The following is a 19,134-nucleotide window of genomic DNA, read 5'->3' as shown; positions in this document are numbered from 1 at the left end:
GTAATAGTGGGGGCGGGAGTTGCAGCCGTCGCCTGCGTGGACTTCGTCCCCGCACCTCCGGAGGTGTAGGCCCCGTCGCAGGCCGTAAGTGACAGAAGTGCGCTCGCAGAAGCGAGTAGCCCGAAGCGGTGCCGACCCATAATTGAATAAATCCCAACAAGCCAATGGACAAGACAATGTGAATTGGGATTCGCTGCACTTATCTTATTGCAGCGACGCCTGACCCGGTCTTTTCTTGCCAAAGCAAGCGATATCAGCACAGTATGTTTCGCCGAAAATTAGACGAACCGTGGTCGAATCTGGCTAAGATGAGAAATTGTAAGTCTCAGGATTGTAGTCTAATTTTGCAATCGGGCTTCAAACAGTCTTGCGATTGACATACAATCTATTTGTTTTTATTTTATTTTTTCCGAGCTATGCCGCAATTTGGCCGCGGAAGGGACGCTTCCTCGCCGAACTAGCAAGCCAGCCCGGAAAATAGCCGGGACTCGTCGGTTGTGCGGCGTCTGAGGCGATTTTCGCTACGCGATCGGTACTGCTCGCGGCAGACCGATGCAGTCTTAGAACATCGGGCGACCGCAGTTATAGGCCGGGAGAGTACCTGCTCCTGAGCCGTAGATGCCGCGATATCGCAGGTCATCCTGGGCGAGGAAGTTCAGGTATTCCTCGATATTTGGATATCCGTCCCCGTCAGCGTCAGCGTTGGCATCCCAGATGTCGGGGTTGGTGTTCTTGAACTTCTGCTCCCATTCGTCCGGCATGCCGTCGTTGTCGCGATCGGGCTTTGCTCCGCCGGTGGAAGTCAGGTTTGCCCACCCACCTGAAGCGGCGACGGTCGACGTCCAATCGTTTTGCATGAGGTAAGGGCTGCTGTCGCAAGTCCGAACGTCGTCGAGGTAGAGGCTGTCGACATTGTCGCGGCATGAACCGTCACGGCACCGCTCCGCGCCCGCATAAGCCAGGACGTCGCGCATGGCCTGCATCGGCGTTCCGATCATCCACGATTCGTACTGCAGCCCGTTTACGTTTGGTGCGGTGGTGTAGGCGGTGTTTTGCACGACACTGAGGCCGCTAACCGCGCAGTTCTTGATCCCCGTGGCAGTAACTCCGCAGACGTCCGCAGGATTGGCCGTCGAATGGAACCCGGCTCCATTCTGGAACGGGTCGGTGACGGTTTGGCCAAACTGGCCTGCAATACGCGTGCGAGGAGTAACATTGTCTTTCATGAAGACACTGTAGCCAAAGTCATATTGCGCGCCGTCTGCATAAAATGCGGCGAGGTAGTTTCCGTCCGATGCGTTATATCTTGGGCCGCGCAAATAGACGTTGCCCATATAGTTGACGTAGGGGCTACCGAACTGGTTCGACAGCAATCCTCCCTCCGCCACGAAGTGATATAGGACGTTGTTGAAGATGTCCGCTTGGGCGTAGCTGCCCGGGCCTTGGGGGTACGTTCCAGGCGCGATGTTGACGCCGCGCTGCTCGCCGTGTTGGCTGAGATTATAGGCAATTGTTACGTTGCCTGCCGGCTTGAGGAAGAACGTCTTGCAGTGGAGGGCAGCCGTATGCCCTGAACTGCGGCAGATGTTCGGCCCGATGATCGACCACTGAATCGTGCAATTGAAACAATCGGCCTCGAGACTTTCGTCGGTCCCGTACATGGTCGAGACGTGATCGAGGATCTGGTAGCTCGTGGCGTTGAGCCGGATCGGGTCGCCGTTGTCTGAATTACGCGTCGGATGCTCGCCCAAGCGGGCTCTCACGTGGCGCAAGATCATGTTGTCGCCGCCGCGCCTGGTGTCGATCAAGGAGTCCACCGGATCGTAGTTTGCACCAAGCCGGAATTCGATCCCTCCCGGCGATGTCTGGCCAGCGATGTAGATCTTGCCCGTGGTGATCTGGGCCGGCGATTGCATGATGATCGCGCCCGAAACGTCGAACACGCAGTAACGCGGCCTCCCGGCGGGGATCGCGTAAGGCGACGTGACTGCCAGGGCGAGGGCGCATTCGCGATAAGTTATCTTGCCATCACCCGGGCTGGCCGAATCCTCCAGCGAGTTGATCTTGTAGACCACTGCATCGCTGCTCCGCACACTCGTCGCGCGACCGAAACCAATCGCGGTAGGAAACGCGATTGGATGCTTGGCGCGATCTGGAATGGCACCGTCGTCCGGGTTCGTGAACGCGCTGACGTTCCCTGCGCTCGGCGTTGGCGTCGGCGTGGAGGTTGGAGTGGGTGTCGGTGCGGGAGTTGGAGTTGGCACCGGTGTCGGAGACGGCGAGGGGGTCGGTGACGGTGAAGGCACCGGCGTCGGAGCTGGTGTCGGCACGGGCGCTGGCGTGGGAGTTCCACCGCCACCGGAGCTAGATCCACCTTCGCAAGCTGACAGACACATAAGAAGAATGCTTGCTGAAGCGAACAGCTTCACCCGGTGCAGGTTCATACTTGAACAAATCCCAATAAAACCGATGGATACGCCAAAGAAGATTGGGATGCGCTGCATTGAACTTATTGCAACGACGCTCCGCCCGAGCGCTTATTGCCAAAGCTAATGATAAGGGCACAATACGGTCTGAACAAAAGGAGGTGAACCGTGGTTGATTTTCGCTGAGCCGAAGGATTATCAACCGCCGAAATTTGGCGTTCTTGGCCGACAATTTGAAATAATTTGATATTTCAATGGATTGTATTGGTGACTTGGCGCCTATTGCCTGGTGTCATGTAGCGTCGCTCTACGCGACCGCTTGCGGCGGATCCCGCGTCGAGAGGATTTGCCAACGCGGTTCAGGCCTTGCGGGCTATTTCCCTGATTAGCATGAACCCTTCGGCAGCGCGCAGATGCACGGCCGCCCCACGAACTCGTGCGAGAGCTTCGATCGCTTCGATCGAGCGTTCCTCGGGGAAGCGACGGACCTGGCTCTCGAACGCTGCGAACGCGTCCAGCTTGACCTGAAGTGTGTCGGCGATGTCGACAAAGACATTGGGCACGAATGCGGGCGTTATCGGCGCAGCATACCAGTTCGTTTCGGATAGCGTCTCGTAACAGAATATTCGGGACGGAGCTTTGTCGTGCCTGGGCCGGGCAGCGACCATCGACGCTAGAAAGATCAGCTGATGATCGCCGTGAATATCCCCTACGAATGGGAGGAAGAGAGTGTCCGGTTCGACTTCCTCGACCAGCCGTCCAAGCCTGGCGTTAAGCTCGGAAGCCGGCACTTGATCCAGTGCCGCGGCGGGTAAGTCCAGCACGTGCGTCTTGGTGACGCGCACGATTTCGTGAGCGTTCGTCATCTCGCGTCTGACCTGCGCGACACTCTCTTCCGAGAACGCGGGCGGGTAGCCCTGGGTCGCGATTGCTACGTGAACGTCATGCCCTTCGGCAGCGAGACGAGCCATTGTGCCGCCACAGCCGAGGATTTCGTCGTCCGGATGGGGCGCGATCACCAGCACGCGCCCAAGGTGCTTCAGCTCGCCCATCGGTCAGCGCCCCAACACAGCGTGTATCCGCGGCCGTGATTGTCCCTCAAGTTCCCAATCCTCGACCTGCAGCAGTCCGTCGCCGGTTTGAACTACCAACGTATCGTCTCCACAGGCCACGATTTGCCCAGGCCGTGCATGATAACGTCCATCATCTGCAGCCGGCGATGATTTCCATAGGATGAGCTTTTCGTCCCCGAGGTAGCTGAAGGCGCCAGGGTAAGGGCGCCCAACCGCCCGCACAAGCCGATCGATCTCACGGGCACCAGCGGCCCAATTGATGAGCCCGTCCGATGGTGTGCGCTTTGCAGCGTAAGTTGCGTACCGCTCGTCCTGCGCGGTCCGTGGCTGTCGTCCGCTGGCGAGCTCAGGCAGAACTCGCGCCAGCATGGCTCCGAGCGCCAGCATGTGCCTGGCGTACAGGGTCGTGGCTGTCTCGTCGGGCGCCACATGGAAGAACTCTTGCGCGATCAGATCGCCGTCATCGGTCCCCTCTTCCAACCAGAAGAGGCTCCCGGCAGTGATCTTCTCATCGAGCAGGATGGTCCAGGGTAATACGGCCCTTCCTCGCAGCCGTGGGAGAGCGGCAGGATGGTACCCGACAATCCGGCCGGGTTTCAGGGCCAGAAACTCCGATCTGCAGAGCTGCGACCAACCGACTACGAAGATGTAGTCGGGCTCGGCGCGACGCACGGCCGCTAGCGTTGGTTCGTCATTAGTGTGGGCGGTGAAATGCAAGGCACACCCGGCCTCGGCGGCGAGATCGGACAGATCGACGATGTCCGAATGCCGACCATGGAGCTCCGGCGGGACAGTGACGACTAGAGCGAGCTCCCACGCCGGATCGGCGATCAAGGCGTTGATTAATACTTCAGTGCTGCCGACGGCACCCACTACCACTGCACGCACGTCAAGCTACCCTAGTCAGGATTGCAGGATGATGTGCCACGCCGTCAGCTTGCTGCACGGGCAGGTCTGTCGAGTTTACTGGCTTGCGTGGTGGCGGTGCCGGCACTGCCAAGTGATCGTTTCACTGGGGACGGCCTGATCGTGCTCTCATAGCCAAATGGTGATTCAAGATCCATTTCGCTGAGAAGGAGCCGATTGACCTTTCTGACATCGTAGGTCTCTTCCGCCAGTTCCCTTGAGCGCCGGCCCATCTGTTCGAGCAGCGCTGGTTTTTTCACGAAACGGAGCATGGCCTCGGCGAGCGCTGCTGTGTCACGAGGAGGAACGAGGAAGCCGTTGCCTCCTTCCTCAATCGGATCACGGCATCCGGGCATATCGGTCGTGATTACCGGCCGCCCCATTGCCATGGCTTCGAGAATGGTACGGGGAAGCCCCTCCCGATAATAGGAGGGGAGCACGAACACCGAGGCGCTCGAAAGGAAGGGGCGGATATCCTTGGTGCCGGGAATGAAGCGGACCGGATATCGCTGAGCCAGACGTTCGCATTTCGCCACGGTGAGCCCCGTGGGATTCTCGGAATCGATGTGACCAAGAATGCTGAACTTGCAGTTCGGATGGTCGGCGCTCACAAGCTTCGCGGCCTCTGCGAATTCGTAGATGCCTTTGTCGCGCATGAGCCGCGCGATCAGCACGAACGAGGTCGGGGACTGAACGGGCGGAGTGAACGCAAAATGGTCCACGTCGACTCCCGATCCAGGGACCTGGATGACGTTCTGCTCGGGCGAGATGATGCCCAACCGGAGCATGTCTTCTCGATCGTTGGCATTGAACACGAAAATGGCTCGCGCCCACCTGACTGCTTCTCGATAGAGCTTGGCGACGATCAGCCTGAAGACCGTGTCGACTTGTCCAGATGAGCCGAATACATGACCGAGACCGGACATGAGTGCGTAAAACCGCGGGATGCACAGTATTCGGGCGGCAAGACCTCCGTACACGATCGGCTTCTGTGTGTAGGCGAGGACGAGGTCCGGTTTCTCGCGGGTCATGAGCCAAAGATAGTTCAATAACAACCAAAGGTCGCTGAACGGGTTCTTGCCTGCTCGCTGCATTGGGATCACGCGGAAGTCGATTCCGTTTGCCGCAAGCTTTTCCCTGACTTCGGGATTGTCGTCCGGTGCAACGGCTATGACCTTGTGTCCATTGCGCCGCATGTCCGCGAGGAGGGCCCCGCGAAAATTCGTCAACGAATAGGCTAGGCTCGATAAGATCAATATTTTCACGAGGTTTTACCGTGCTCTACTCGGGTCACGGGCATTCAAGCCGGCTGTCCGGCACCCCCGTTCACCCAGACCAAGTGGACGCCGTATAGTTGGCACGCCCATGCCGATCGGCAACCCGGTCATCGGTTTGATAACCCTTCGGATAGGATGGCAGCGCCAAAAGGGTGCTCTGCGGCGTGCCCACTAGCGAAGAGAGCTAAGGGAGCAGGGCAGACATCCCAAAGGCTATGCGCCTGCCATTATGGCTGATGGCTAATTGCACCTGTGTTTGTTGGCGACCGATAGATTATCGCTGCTTAGCTCTAAAGTCCGAATTGTTCTGTTCTTCTGGCGATCGATTGATCGGGGGCGAGAGGAAGGGCGCACCACCCATGACGAATGTCATTGCCGGTAACGATGGGGAACTGACTTCTCACCTTGAGGGGCAGGATCACCGGATCACGCTTATCGGCCAGCAATCGGGACCGGCGCGCCGGCCGTTCAGCGTCAGGCGCGCAACGCGAACCCTGACGCTTGTCCTGGTCGATTACCTCGCGCTGGTCTTCGGCCTGGTTCTCCTCGCAAATCAATCGAACTCGCCGGAAGTGGCGAGCGTGATGACGCAATGGTGGATCACTCTGCCGTTCGGGTCGATCGTCGTCGCCGTCCTGTACATTTCCGGAATCTATCGCCGGAGTTGGCGATACTATGGCTTCTGGCATGCGCTTACGCTGGTCGGTGTGCTCATAGTTGGGCTGCTGATAGCCTGGACTTCCTCATTGGCGGTTCCTGACGTTCGGGCCATCGGCCGCGGCATCGTTCCGCTCGCGCTCGATCACCTGATGTTCGCCACTGCGTTGTTGATGGCCTTGCGTGCATCTCGAAGAATTGTCCGGGAGTGGCTTTCGGGGACCGGACCGAGCGTGGCTCACAGAAGCGGCGCGGACGGCACTCGATGGGCGATATTGGTCGGCTCGCCCCAATGGGCATTGTCCGTGATCCATTTGCTCCGGGCTGAGGAGGAGCCGTCGTTCCGCATCGCTGGCGTTCTTTTGCCGTCGATCAGCGATACGCTTAACCGGCTTGCCGGCGTCCCGGTCCTAGGCAGTCACGACATGCTGGTGGAGGTGGTCGCGACGCTTGAGCAGCGCGATCAACGCCCGTCCTTGGTGATTGCCTGCGATGACGGCACCCATTTGAGCCACCGCGAAATGGCCCGCTTGTCGCACCGTGCCCGCCAGCTCGGGCTCGACCTTTCGCGCATCCGCGATTGCTGGAGCCACATCCTCCAATCCCCAAGCGCGTCGAACCCCGGCGAGATCTCGGTCAAGAAGTTGCTGGGCCGCAACGAATACGAGATGGATGGCGAGCTCATCTCTCGTGAGGTCGGCGGCAAGCGCGTTCTGGTTACGGGTGCCGGAGGAACGATTGGCGGCGAACTTTGCTGGCAGCTAGCTAGCTTCAGGCCATCGAAATTGATCCTGCTCGAGCATAGCGAGTACCAACTTTACACGATCGAGATGCGCCTGCGTGAGGCCTATCCTGAGGTCGAAATCCACGCGGAACTGTGCAGTGTGTACGACCAGGAGGAAGTGCGCCGGGTCTTTGCCAAGCATCGCCCCGACATCGTCTATCACGCTGCGGCGCTGAAGCACGTGCCGATCGTGGAGATGAACCCCTGCGCTGGCGTGCAGACCAACATCATCGGCACCAAGACCATCGCCGACGCGGTCTGCGAGTTTTCGGCCAAGGCCATGATCCAAATCTCGACCGACAAAGCCGTCAATCCGGTGGGGATGATGGGGGCGACGAAGCGGGTTGGCGAACTTTATTGCCAGGCTCTGGATATGTGCGGTGCGGACGATGAGGAAGCGCCGCGGTTCATGACCGTTCGGTTCGGAAACGTGTTGGGGTCGAGCGGATCGGTGGTGCCCCTGTTCCGGCGCCAGCTTGAGGAAGGCAAACCGCTCACGGTCACGCATCCGGACATCGAGCGCTTCTTCATGACGGTTCGCGAAGCCGTGCAACTGATTTTGCAGAGCAGCTCAAGCTCGCTCAATTACGACACTCCGCGAGGCACGATCTTCGTCCTCGACATGGGTAATCCCGTGAAGATCGTCGATCTCGCATGTCGAATGATCCGGCTTTACGGCCTCGAACCGGAAACCGACGTTCCAATCGAGTTCGTCGGTGTTCGTCCTGGAGAGAAGCTGTTCGAAGAGTTGTTCGACAACTGCGAAGAGCAGGTTGAATCCGGCATCAAGGGCATCTTCGAGGCGCTGTCGCAGCCCATTCCTCTTCCCTTCATCACCAAGAGCATCGACCGCCTGGCGCGCGCCGTTGCCCAAGGCGATCAGGCGGAAGCGCGGACGATCACTCACAATCTCACGAAGATCCCGGCCAGCGGGGCAACGTTCGATATCTTCACTGCACCGCCCGGGGGTCGCTCATCCAGCACAAATGAGAAAGCGATCCCGTTATGAAGGAAGCGAGCGCCGCTCACTTTCGTTCGGAACTACCGTCAGACTTCAGCGATGATCTGTCCACGGCAGATCACGCCCTGCCGCCCGTGCGTAGCCAGTGGCCGCGTCACGAGGACGACGAGATCGACGCCGTAGCCGAAGTGTTGCGAACTGGTCAGGTGAACAGCCTGGTCCATGGCAAGCAAAACGCGCTCTTCGCACGAGAGTTCGCGAGCTACATCGGCATGGATCATGCCTTCTGTGTGGCCAACGGAACAGTGTCGCTGGAACTGGCACTGCGCGCCTTGGACGTTGGGCCGGGGGACGAGGTCATCGTTCCCGCGCGGAGCTTCTTTGCGACCGCAAGCTGTGTGCTCGCTTCCGGGGCAATGCCGGTGTTCGCCGATGTCTTGCCGGACAGCCAGAACATCGATCCCGTCTCGGTCGAGCGCCTGATTGGGGCGCGCACCAGAGCGATCATCTGCGTCCATCTAGCCGGATGGCCTTGCGACATGCGAGCGCTAGTCGGCCTGGCGGAGAAGTATGGCCTGTTCCTGATCGAGGATTGTGCCCAGGCCCACGGAGCCGAGATAGAGGGGCGTCGCGTGGGTTCGTTCGGGGATATTTCCTCGTTTTCCTTCTGCACCGACAAGATCATGTCCACGGGAGGGGAAGGGGGCATGGTCCTGTTCAAGGACCGTCGGCACCACGACATTGCCTGGTCCTACAAGGATCACGGGAAGAACCCCGCAAAGCTCACCGACGGCAAGGGCGTACCTGGCGAATTCCGGTACATCCACGACGGGCCGGGCTCCAATTACCGCCTGACCGAGATGCAGGCCGCTATCGGCAGAAAGCAATTGCGGCGTTTGCCGGAGTGGCTTGATTGCCGGGCGCGCAACGTCGAAGTCCTTACCACGGCATTGGAAGGCCATCCGAGCCTTGACGTCTTCCAGCCTCCCGCATCAGTCCGGAGTGCATGGTACAAATTCTACGTTCAGCTCCGCGAGCGCCTGGACGAGCCAATCCAGCACTACCGTGCTCGCGTTATCGCCAAGCTGACGGCCAAAGGCATTCCCGTGGCCACAGGCTCCTGCCCCGACATGAGCAAGGAAGAAGCGTTTGCCGGGTTACCCATCAGGAAGGATGGTGTCCTGCCTGCGGCTGCTGGGCTTGCCGGGCGGACGCTCATGTTCCCGGTAGATCATACACTTAGCGAAGCGGACATGGCCCGCATTGCCGATAGTCTGGTCGAGGCCCTGGCATGACGACGGATTCGCGTGACACGGATTGGCATCCTGCATTCATTGTGATCGGCGCTGCAAAGGCGGCGACCACGTGGATTCAAATGCAGTTGCAGGCGAACCCGGCAATCTTCATGCCCGATCCGGAACCGCACTTCTTCAGCCGGGAGTTCGAGAAGAGCTTGGAATTCTACGAGAGCTTCTTTTCCGGCAGGCCCGCTACAGGCGCATTGATCGGCGAAAAATCGGCCGACTACCTGTCACATGACCAGGCAGCAGAGCGCATCGCAGCCATGTTGCCGAAGGTGAGGCTGGTCGTGCAGCTTCGCGACCCCGTCGAACGGGCCTATTCCGACTACAAGATGCTCTTCCGCCGCGGCACCGTGCGAGGCCAGCCTGAAGAGTATCTCAGCTCCCTGGACAACCCCCAGCCGCGATTCCTGAATGACGGATTGTACGGCGAGCATCTGTCGCGATGGCTCGACCATTTCGATCGCGAGCAGATATTTGCCTTCCGTTTTGAGGATGTGGAGCGCGATCCTGAACAAGTGGTGCGGTCGACCTCGCAGCACATCGGAGCGAAGGCCTATTTCGATCCAGGGCTCGCGGACAAGCACGAAAACAGCAGCCAGTCACCGCTTCTGCCGCTGCCGATACGCAAGGCGTTGGCCCCGCTCAAAGATAGCGTCCGACCGGTTCGCGGCACCAAGCTCTTCGAGGGGGCCCGATCGCTCTTGGCGAGGCAGGTAGCCTATCCACCCTTGAGGCCCGATCTGCGGGAACGAATGACTGAGTTCTACCAGAAAGACATCGAACGGGCGGAGAAGTTACTCGATCTCGACCTCTCGCACTGGAAGGTTCCGGCATCGGAGATTGCTGCCTGAAAAGAATGGTGCGATAACCCCTTGGTATGAGAGGCATACTCGACAGGACTGTCGAGTGGAAGAAAGAGGGTGGGTCAACTCGCCATCGTAGAAAGCGACACAGCGTCTGAAAACGCTAGGTTTTCGGGTGCCAAAATCCGGAAAATTGTTCCGGGAACCGTCACAACGGATGATGGAGGTGAGAATGAGCTCCTGGAGGAAAACACTCCTAATCTTCGCGCAGGCCCTCCTTGCGGCGATGGTGCTTCAGGGGTGTAGCTCTGGCCTGCAAGGCATTCCGGAGATGTCAGCCGATGCGGCCGAGTATCGCGCAGGTGCCGGCGACAAGATTCGGATCACGGTGCAGGACCTGACCGCTGCCGACGGGGAATACGAGGTCGACGATAGCGGCTCGATCTCGCTTCCGCTGGTCAAGGCAATCCCCGTGGATGGTTTGACGCTTCGAGAGATCGAAAGCAAAGTCGAGGCCGCGTATCTTCAGTCCGGCATTCTCAACCAGCCCGTCGTAAGCGTGCAGCCCGTCGAGCTGCGCCCGTTCTACGTCATGGGTGAAGTCAATCAGCCGGGTGAATTCAAGTACCGGCAGGGGATGACGGTTCTCGCCGCCCTTTCTGCCGCGGGCGGATACACTTACCGAGCCAAAACCGGTGAGGTGGCGATCACCCGCACGGTTCAGGGGCAAGAAGTCACCACTCGGGCCGATGAAAACACACGCGTCTTACCTGGCGATCGAATTCGAGTTCTCGAGCGCTGGTTCTGACCGTGAAGTTACGCCTTTCGATCGCCGTATTGTGCAATTGCGTCGCGTACCACGCGCTGCCGCTCCATGCCCAAACCATGGTGCAGACGGCGCCGGCGGTGAGGGGCAACGACCCCGAGTATCGTGTTCGTCCGACCGACGTTGGCGGACTGGCGCTTACCGTCGGGAGCGATCTGCATCTTGGCTACGACGACAATATCTATGCCATCCCGACCGATCCCATTGCTGATGAGATCGTCCAGTTGGACGTCAGGGCCGACGCAAGCCACCGATCGGGCCCATTTGACCTGGATCTGCATGGAGCATTCGGCCTCCGGCGATACGCGACCTACAGCACCGAAGACGCCGAGACCTATCGCCTCGCAAGCGACCTGACCTGGCGGCCGACGGAAGCAGACGCGCTTCGGCTAAACGCCGGGTACGAGCGAGCGATCGAGGATCGTGGCGATCCCGAAGCTCGCGACGTCAGGGCGATCGGACCGCGCGAAATCGACATCGCTTCCGCGATTGCCGGATACCGCCGGACTTCAGCCAAGCTGCTTCTCGATATCGAGGGATCGGCCGTCAAGAATGACGCGGTATCGATCATCGACGCCGACCGCGATTTCACATCCTATTCGGGTAGAGCGACGGTGGGCTATCGGATCGGCGGTTCGACCTTCGCGACTGCAACCGGCTTCATAACCACGCGAGACTTTCGTCTAGAAACCTCGCTCGCCGGGCTTCTACGAAACACGACTACATATGGCGGACGACTGGGCTTTGAGGTGACGCCTGGTGGCGTCCTAGAAGGCAATTTCTCGATCGGTGTGTTCAAGCACGAACCGGCCGAGCCCACGATCGACAGTCACACGGGCCTCTCTGCAGCTGGACAGCTTGTCTATCGTCCCACTCGCCGGGCTGCGATTATCCTGGATGCCTTCAATGGCGATGTGGTCACGTTTCGGAACGGGGCAAGCGGAAGAACCGACACAAGCGTGCAGCTGACCTGGCAGCACGAAATCCGCCATAACCTCTACTCCAGCCTCGGCGCAGGTTATCGCCACAGCAAATATCGCGGCAGCGGTTTGACCGAGGAAACGGCGCAGGGACGGTTCGAGCTGGAGTATCTGGTCAGCCGCAATCTATCCGCTGTTGCCGACGCATCCTATGGCAAGCGCACCAGCGACGTTCCGTTCGATGAGTTCGAACGGTTCCGCGGCGGCGTGGCAATCCGCCTACGGATCTAGGTTCATCCGGCGAGCCGGAGATAGATTTCCTCGATCGACTGGACGTGGCGTTCTTCTGAAAAGTTGTCGACTGCTCTTGCTCGAGCGCGGGACACCATGGCGGCAACCTGCTCGGGGTCATGCAGCAGGTCCCGCGCCTTGCGGGCCATGTCTGTCGGATCATCGCCCTCGCAGAGGACGCCGCAATCGTTCGCGAGGGCCTCGGGGTTTCCGCCCGAATTGGTTGCGACCACTGGCGTGCCGACGAGCATCGCTTCGACCAGGGTGCGTCCCAGTGGCTCATCGATCGCTGGAACGAGCAAGAGGTCGCAACCCACCAGCCATTCATGGCCGGGAGTACGGTAGCCCATAAGCGCAACTCGAGCATTTGCAGGAAGTTGCGCGATATGGTCGCCTATTGAAGTGGGCATCGCCTCATCGAGCGCTTCGCCGAACATGACCCCGGCTACTGGCCGGTCCATCAGCTGAGCAAGCTCACCAACGGCTTCGACAAACTTCAGCGGTCGCTTGCGTTCGATGAACAAACCGAAATAGCCGCAGAGCACGGTGTCCGGATCCAATCCGAGCTCGGCGATGATCTTGTCTCGGGAAGCTTGCCGATCGAACGTCATGGAGCTGTCGAATGGGCTGTGCACGACCTTGGCCGTTCGGGCGGCACCCACTTTCCCGCCCGGAAGCGCGAACGACGAGACCGCGAGTATCTGGTCCGCGAGCAGCGGAGCGACATATCGAATGCCGCGTGCGGTTGGATCGCCGCGATGATGCCAGACCAGGCGAGCGCCGGCGAGCTTTGCGGCCAAGGCCCAACTCGCGTGCGTGCGTCCATCATTGGTGTGGACGATGTCGACCCGGTGGCGCTTCAGAAAACGAGCGCGTTTGGCAATCGCCGGAAATGTGCGCAGGAAATTCAGGAGACCGAACTGTCGACCAGCAACGAACGAGTTTCGCGGAGGAGCCGGATCGGCAATCTGCCGAAATCCCGCGTAGTGCTGGGCGAGGCGGCCGGTGGTCGACTCTGGGACGATGAGAACATTGAACTGTGCGGTATCGAGGCGATCGAGGAGCCCTCGCAAGGACACGTGGCTTCCGCCAATGGTGTCGCCAGCTAGGGGGTAGCAGACGGTAATCGGGCCTCGCCCAGTCCTCGAAAGGTCGCTGCCGGTCGGCTCTGCGTCGGCAGGTTGATCAAGAGCCGATCGCCGGTTGCTCAAGAAGCGAGCTGCTTTTCGCGATAAGCGAGGAATTCCTCGAGGTTCGCGGTTCCGTTGCCGTTGGAATCCTTCCACGCGTCATTTGTCGCCGGATCTGCGCCCGCGGTGCGTTCCCAACTATCGTCCATGCCGTCCTGGTCTTGATCCGGATAAGGATCACCCTGGGCGATTTCTGGAATGACCCTGGTCATGGCGCCGATGCGTCCGGAGCGGCCTTTTACATCCTCGACCACCCGTCGATCGATATCGTCACGTGGCCAGGCGCCGGCCTGCGCAAGGACGGCATCGTAGGCGGCATTCACCTCCTTGGGGTGCACGGTCAGAGGACAAGGCGAGGTAGGACTCAACGCCTCGCGCGCGTTCGGGCCCAGGTGGATGAACGAGCCGAAGAACCGATTGTCCCACAGGTAAATTGTCGCTTGCCCGAGTGATTCCGTACGATCGTTTTGAATTCCAACCGTTTCGGCGTGCGTGTTTCGGCCGGCAATGTAGGTGTTACCAACGATCGAGATCGGTGTCCCACCTTCGCTCTCCCAGACCTCGGTGAATTCCGACTGGCCGTTGTAGAACACGTTGTTGACCACTTCGACGCACGACCGAACCGGGAAGTTTGCATCAGGATTGCGGTCACCATTGTGCGCGCAGATGTTGCCTATGAAGCTCACGTTCTGCCGATCAGTCGGGTCGCTTGCGAGGAGGGCGCATTTGTCGTGAGGAGGGATGCCGAGGGCAAAGATCGAATTGCTGATCGTCAGTTCATCGTTGTCCGCATAGCCGTTGATCAGTTCGTCTCGCGCCCAGGTGGCGCTGACATGGTCGATGATCACGCGGCTGCTGTTTTCGATGGTTATTCCGTCTTCGGATTCGCGATTTTCTCCGAAAATATCAGGCCTTATCCGGATGTGTTGAACCACGATGTCATGGGTGGTCTTTAGGACCAGCGGGGTTCGGCCGTTTGGACCGCCAGCATGGGCCAAGGTTATTCCTCCGCCAGGGGCCGTCTGGCCAGCGATGGTCAGATAGGGTTCGCGAATTATTGGAGGGCGATCGGTGAACCGGATAACGCCGCTCACACGGAACACGCAAACGCGGGGGCCACTTTCCATGACGCAAGCTCGAAGTGATCCGGGTCCGCTGTCGGCCAGCGTCGTCACCTGAATAATGCGACCACCGCGCCCGCCCTTACTTACGGCGCCAAACCCTACAGCCCCCGGAAACGCCGGGGTGCCCGCGACAGCCTTGAATGTCGGAGGTTGAGGCTCCTGCGAGGCGTCGGCGCCAGCGGTGTTCGAACAGCCCAGGGAAAGGACCGTGAGAGCGCAGACAGGAATCCATGCGAGTTTGGCCATGCGGGTGTGGACCGGGGCGCGTTTCATCCATCCGTCTCCGAGGAAGTTCCACTCATTGTGGTTCCAATGCCCGCCATGGTGCCGGGTTGGTGTGAATAATTGAGCGGAATCGGCAACATACTTGGTCAACAAAGATACGAACGGCGCCATTAGACCGAAAGCTATCATTTCGAGATGCAACTCGGGGGCGGCCGTGACCATTAGGGTACCAACAATGCGTAGCGGGTCTGGCCTTTCTTGAATTTGCGCATGCAGGGGCCAGGCGCCATCATCTGGGCATGCAAGTCGCGAGAGGACGACATCGTGTTCCGGAAGGCGGACCGCTTGGCCCGATGCCAACTCGGCCGGCTCGAGACAGATACGACCCCTTCCGTACGTCGATGGCCAATCGCCTCATCGTTATTGCGGCGTGCTTCTTCCTGCCCTGGCAACTGGTGCGCCTGCCCCAGGAAAATTTGAGCGTCTCCGACATGCTGTTTGCTGCAGCAAGCCTGGTGCTCCTCCTGTCTGGAAAGTTGCGGGTCGACGTATTCGGAAGGTTGACGATCTTCTGGATTGGAGGCCTCGCATTGATGCTTGGCGGCTTGCTAGTCAGTTCACTCGCCAGCGGCGAGCCGGACCGCTGGATGCCGGTAGCGGCGCAGTATCTCTTCGCCTTGCTGGTCATACCGATGGTTCTACGGAGCTGCGATCGATTGACGTTGCAGACGGCGGTGACTGCCTTTGTCGTAGCCGTCGCTATCTCCCAGCTCATTGGGTTGCTGATCATTCAATTTCTTACCTATGACGACGTTGCCCCATATGTCGGGCAGACAGTCCTGTCGGGTAACGGTCGGCTCGGGACGTTGACGGGTGAGCCAAATTCGAACGGGGCGGTCTGCGTCTATGCGCTGGTGATGTTGCTTCACTGTGCCATGGATCGCCGGATGCCGATCCGCATTGCCGTGGTATGTGGTGGATTGATCGTGGCCGGCCTCATCGCCAGCGCCAGCTTCTCGGCAGTCGCGGCCGGAGTACTGGCAATTTCGCTCTTTCTGGTGCTTGGACGGTTTTCGAACTTTGTGAGGTTCGCGGTCCCGCTAGCCCTCGTGGCGGTCACTTATGTTTGGGCAGGGGGACCGTTGCCAAAGCCATTCGAGGATCGTGTGGTGGCCGCCATCGCAACCGGCGATCTCGACAAGGCTGGAACATTCACGGGACGGACGCACCTTGTTGCCGAGGCTTGGCAGATGGCAAACGACAACATGCTGATCGGGCTCGGCACCGATCGATATCGCGAAGTGAATCCGGAGGGCATGCCGGTCCACAATCTGCATCTCCTGGTCCTAAATGAGGGCGGGGCCGTTGCTGGCCTTGGGCTAACCGCAATGCTGGTGAGCATGTGCCTCACCAGCCTCCTGATCTGGCGGAACCATCGGCTGGACGGCGCTGCGTGCGCGGCCATTACGGCGGCCTTCTTCATCTATACGATGTCGATCCCGCACATGTACGCCCGCATCTGGATTGGTCCGACGCTCATCGTCTTTGCGCTGGCATTCGCAAGGTACGAGCGGGCAACGCGACGGGACGGTCCGGACCTTGCTGGCAACCGGTCCGTCCGGGACTCGCTGCGCGCGACGGGATAAGCGTCATGGCTGCCTCCAGACCGACCGCGAAGTTTTCGCTCAGTGCGCTGCATCCTCGAGAACTCGTGCGCAATCTGTCCGCGTCGGTAAACGAGAACCCGCTTCTGAAAAGTCGGATCGGCAGCGTGGTTCATCTGTTGACCGGAAACTTCGGTGTTGCAGTCACAATGCTGGCGAGCACAGCGGTGGCGGCTCGAACGCTCGGAGCGGCGGACTTCGGGGCTCTTGCGTTAATTCTGGCACTAGGTCGCGTTTGTGAGCGTCTGGTCCGTTTTGAATCCTGGCAGCCGTTGATCCGCTTCGTGGCTGCCGAGGAAAATGCGGCTGATCCCAAGCGACTGTCGCAGCTCTACGCGTATGGCTTGCTCCTTGACGTGAGCAGCGCGTTTCTTGCGGCCGTGCTCTGCGTCATCACAGGATGGCTGGCGGCAAGCCATGTCGGGCTATCTCCCGATCAGGGGCGGCTGGTTGTAATCTACGCGGCCGCTATTGCCATCAACTTCCGGGGCATGGCCAGCGCAGCGCTCCGCATGTCCGGCAAATTTCGCACGATTGCCTACGTCCAGTTCGTCGGCGGCCTGACCCGGCTCGTATTGGCGCTGTTGGTTTTTCTGACCGGCGGAAGCCTGCTCGAATTCATAGCCGCTTGGACCTTTGCCCAGGCTCTCGATTCGATCGTGTTCAATTGGATTGGCTTGCGTGCGCTGGCGCAGAACGGAATACCCAGCCCATTCAAGGCAAGCTGGCGCGGGCTGCCCGCGAAATTTCCGGGCTTCCTCGGCTTTGCGTTCTCTACCAATATGTCCTCCGCGCTGCGTACTCTAACGCATGAGGCCGATACGCTGCTGGTTGGCTTCTTTGCTGGTCCTGCGGCTGCGGGCCTTTACTTCTTGTCGCGTCGGATCGCGAAGATCGCCCAGCAAGGGGGGGACCTGATCCAAACCGTGGCCTATCCTGACCTGGCGCGGATGTGGACAGGCAAGGGGATCGCCAATTTTGCCCAGACGGTGAAGTGGTTGCAGGTCATCCTCGCAGTGGGTGCCGTTGTTGCAATCACCTTGTGCTGGTTTGCGGGTGAGTGGGCGCTGCACCTCGTTTTCGGTCCGGATTTCGTGGGCGCGTTTCCCATGCTGCTGGCCCAGCTGCTCGCCGTCGCGCTCGTCTTGCATGCTGCGCCTTCGCGCTCCGCGTTGCTGGCGATGAATCGCCCGACTTACGTTCTCGCGGTCGCAGCAGGTTCGACTGCAATCTTCTTTGTCACGGCATTTGCGGCCATGCCGAGCCTCGGCGCTGTCGGGGTGAACCTTGCCCATATCGCGTTTGGTTTCGTGACCGCTGTCGCTCTCGACGTCGCGATGTGGCGAGGATTGGGCCGTGTTCGCGCCGAAATAAGTGCGCAGCGGCTGGAAGAAGACAGCGCGTGAACGACATGCGGACCATCGCTGAAGAGCAAGGGTCGGTCGAACAAGTGCAAACGACCCTCAATGTTTGGTCGATCGTCACGAGCCTCACCGCGGGCGGGGCAGAGGTGCTGGTGTCCAACCTGAGTGCGGCGCTAGCGGCCCGCGGGGTAACGAACCGCGTAATTGCGCTCTGTGATGCTGCCACGCTCGGCAACACCATCGAGATGGAAGCGATCCTCGCCGAACAAATACGAAATGGCGGCAGTGACTTCGTGTCGTTGCGACTCAGCAAGAAACGCGGCCCATTGGAAGGCGCAGCAGCCCTCCGAAAGCTATTGGCCTCTAGCGTCCCGGACGTGATCCATTGCCATACCGCCAGGGCGGTGGCGATGGTTGCCCTTTCCGGTTTTCGCGGCTCGGTCATATTGACCCATCACAACACGCGGCTCTCGTTTCCCGGTTATCTGTTCAGAGCCTTCGATCTGGTCGTAGACAGGTATGTCGCTATTTCGCCTGAGCTGGAGGCAATTTATCGAAGCCTTACCAGGCGTCCGATCACACTTATCCCAAATGCCGCGGCGCGTGAATTCGACGCTGGCGCTCCGAGAACGGCAGCCGGCAAGCCATGCCTGATCCTCAGCGTGGGGACGATCTCCGACCAAAAGAACTATGGCCTGGTGTTGGAAACAGCAGCGGCAATGCGCGACAGCAATCCCGAGTTCGCGAGACCTAAGTTCTTGATCGCGGGGGGTGGGCAGGGCCTCGACGAGCTCAGGATGCGCTCGCAGGACATGGGCCTGTTCGAGGATGTAGAGTTCCTCGGCGAAAGATCTGACGTTCGCCACCTGATGGCTTCCGCTGACATCCTTCTCAACACGTCGACTTACGAGGGGCTACCCATTGCCATTATCGAGGCGATGGGGATGGCCCTGCCAATCGTTGCCACCGATGTCGCTGGCAACCGCGACCTGGTGGCCGAGGGCGAGAACGGCTTGCTTGCTCCGCTTGACGATCCAGCAGGGCTTGCAGCAGCCATCGGACGTGTAATCGTCGATGCTGACTTGTACCGATCCCTCTCGCAGGGAGCCGTCAAGAAGAGCGGGCAATTCTCGATCGACGTTTCAGCGGACCGGCATCTCGCCCTATATCGCAGCGCCGGCCGTTAGGGGATCTCGCTACCACCCTTTCGAGCTACCCTTTATGACCCGGCCGACAAGACGGATGCCCGTTTCAAAAACCCATTGAAATTGCCCATAACCCCGTTTGCGTCGGCGGCGAGTGACGCAAATTTTGCCGGCGCGTCTGCTCACAGGGGTGT

Annotated in this window: 15 protein-coding genes; 9 read left to right on the top strand and 6 right to left on the bottom strand. The window is 59.7% G+C overall.

The window, feature by feature from the left end:
• Positions 1-560 precede the first annotated feature (560 nt).
• The gene (locus ASD76_RS06180; RefSeq protein WP_156457562.1) at positions 561-2,093 is read right to left on the bottom strand and encodes a hypothetical protein; all 1,533 of its coding nucleotides are present in this window, start codon (positions 2,091-2,093) and stop codon (positions 561-563) included.
• Positions 2,094-2,178: 85 nt separating this feature from the next.
• On the opposite strand from ASD76_RS06180, the gene ASD76_RS18155 reads away from it, so the two are divergent.
• Positions 2,179-2,553, top strand: coding sequence for a hypothetical protein (locus ASD76_RS18155; protein WP_156457561.1), 375 nt, complete (start codon positions 2,179-2,181; stop codon positions 2,551-2,553).
• 232 nt (positions 2,554-2,785) lie between these two features.
• On the opposite strand, the gene ASD76_RS06175 is transcribed toward ASD76_RS18155, so the two are convergent.
• From ASD76_RS06175 to ASD76_RS06165, 3 genes are read right to left on the bottom strand one after another with little or no spacing between them, the layout of a single operon-like run.
• On the bottom strand, positions 2,786-3,478 hold the full coding sequence (locus tag ASD76_RS06175) for a PIG-L deacetylase family protein (protein WP_055919936.1): 693 nt from the start codon (positions 3,476-3,478) through the stop codon (positions 2,786-2,788).
• Positions 3,479-3,481: 3 nt separating this feature from the next.
• Positions 3,482-4,387, bottom strand: coding sequence for a methionyl-tRNA formyltransferase (locus ASD76_RS06170; protein ID WP_055919933.1), 906 nt, complete (start codon positions 4,385-4,387; stop codon positions 3,482-3,484).
• 44 nt (positions 4,388-4,431) lie between these two features.
• The gene (locus ASD76_RS06165; RefSeq protein ID WP_082553631.1) at positions 4,432-5,670 is read right to left on the bottom strand and encodes a glycosyltransferase family 4 protein; all 1,239 of its coding nucleotides are present in this window, start codon (positions 5,668-5,670) and stop codon (positions 4,432-4,434) included.
• 371 nt (positions 5,671-6,041) lie between these two features.
• Here ASD76_RS06165 and ASD76_RS06160 point away from each other — a divergent pair, with 371 nt between their 5' ends.
• From ASD76_RS06160 to ASD76_RS06140, 5 genes are all read left to right on the top strand, one after another.
• Positions 6,042-8,132, top strand: a complete 2,091-nt coding sequence (locus ASD76_RS06160; protein WP_055919930.1) for a polysaccharide biosynthesis protein — start codon at positions 6,042-6,044, stop codon at positions 8,130-8,132.
• Positions 8,129-9,379, top strand: a complete 1,251-nt coding sequence (locus tag ASD76_RS06155) for a DegT/DnrJ/EryC1/StrS family aminotransferase (RefSeq protein WP_055919927.1) — start codon at positions 8,129-8,131, stop codon at positions 9,377-9,379. Before ASD76_RS06160 ends, ASD76_RS06155 begins: the two co-directional genes overlap by 4 nt.
• Positions 9,376-10,239 (top strand): sulfotransferase family protein, encoded by an 864-nt coding sequence (locus tag ASD76_RS06150; RefSeq protein ID WP_055919925.1) that lies wholly within the window; start codon positions 9,376-9,378, stop codon positions 10,237-10,239. The genes ASD76_RS06155 and ASD76_RS06150 overlap by 4 nt, the downstream gene beginning before the upstream one ends.
• 184 nt (positions 10,240-10,423) lie before the next feature.
• Positions 10,424-10,999 (top strand): polysaccharide biosynthesis/export family protein, encoded by a 576-nt coding sequence (locus ASD76_RS06145; protein WP_235506530.1) that lies wholly within the window; start codon positions 10,424-10,426, stop codon positions 10,997-10,999.
• Positions 11,000-11,001: 2 nt separating this feature from the next.
• Positions 11,002-12,228: an outer membrane beta-barrel protein gene (locus ASD76_RS06140; protein WP_055919918.1), complete on the top strand. Its 1,227-nt coding sequence runs from the start codon at positions 11,002-11,004 to the stop codon at positions 12,226-12,228.
• 2 nt (positions 12,229-12,230) lie between these two features.
• Here the strand turns inward: ASD76_RS06140 and ASD76_RS06135 are convergent, their stop codons facing one another.
• Positions 12,231-13,307 carry a glycosyltransferase family 4 protein gene (locus ASD76_RS06135; protein WP_055919916.1) on the bottom strand — a complete coding sequence of 359 codons (1,077 nt, stop codon included), beginning with the start codon at positions 13,305-13,307 and terminating at the stop codon, positions 12,231-12,233.
• A 128-nt stretch (positions 13,308-13,435) separates the two neighbouring features.
• Positions 13,436-14,545 carry a pectate lyase gene (locus tag ASD76_RS06130; RefSeq protein WP_156457560.1) on the bottom strand — a complete coding sequence of 370 codons (1,110 nt, stop codon included), beginning with the start codon at positions 14,543-14,545 and terminating at the stop codon, positions 13,436-13,438.
• Positions 14,546-15,168: 623 nt separating this feature from the next.
• On the opposite strand from ASD76_RS06130, the gene ASD76_RS18585 reads away from it, so the two are divergent.
• From ASD76_RS18585 to ASD76_RS06115, 3 genes are all read left to right on the top strand, one after another.
• Positions 15,169-16,413, top strand: coding sequence for an O-antigen ligase family protein (locus tag ASD76_RS18585; protein WP_055919913.1), 1,245 nt, complete (start codon positions 15,169-15,171; stop codon positions 16,411-16,413).
• Positions 16,414-16,418: 5 nt separating this feature from the next.
• The gene (locus ASD76_RS06120) at positions 16,419-17,837 is read left to right on the top strand and encodes a lipopolysaccharide biosynthesis protein (protein WP_055919910.1); all 1,419 of its coding nucleotides are present in this window, start codon (positions 16,419-16,421) and stop codon (positions 17,835-17,837) included.
• A 104-nt stretch (positions 17,838-17,941) separates the two neighbouring features.
• On the top strand, positions 17,942-18,982 hold the full coding sequence (locus tag ASD76_RS06115) for a glycosyltransferase family 4 protein (RefSeq protein WP_162249640.1): 1,041 nt from the start codon (positions 17,942-17,944) through the stop codon (positions 18,980-18,982).
• Positions 18,983-19,134: the final 152 nt, after the last annotated feature.

Source organism: Altererythrobacter sp. Root672, from assembly GCF_001427865.1.
GTDB lineage: Bacteria > Pseudomonadota > Alphaproteobacteria > Sphingomonadales > Sphingomonadaceae > Croceibacterium_A.
The sequence above is the reverse complement of the archived record's forward strand: the minus strand, read 5'-3'. Positions and strand labels throughout refer to the sequence as shown.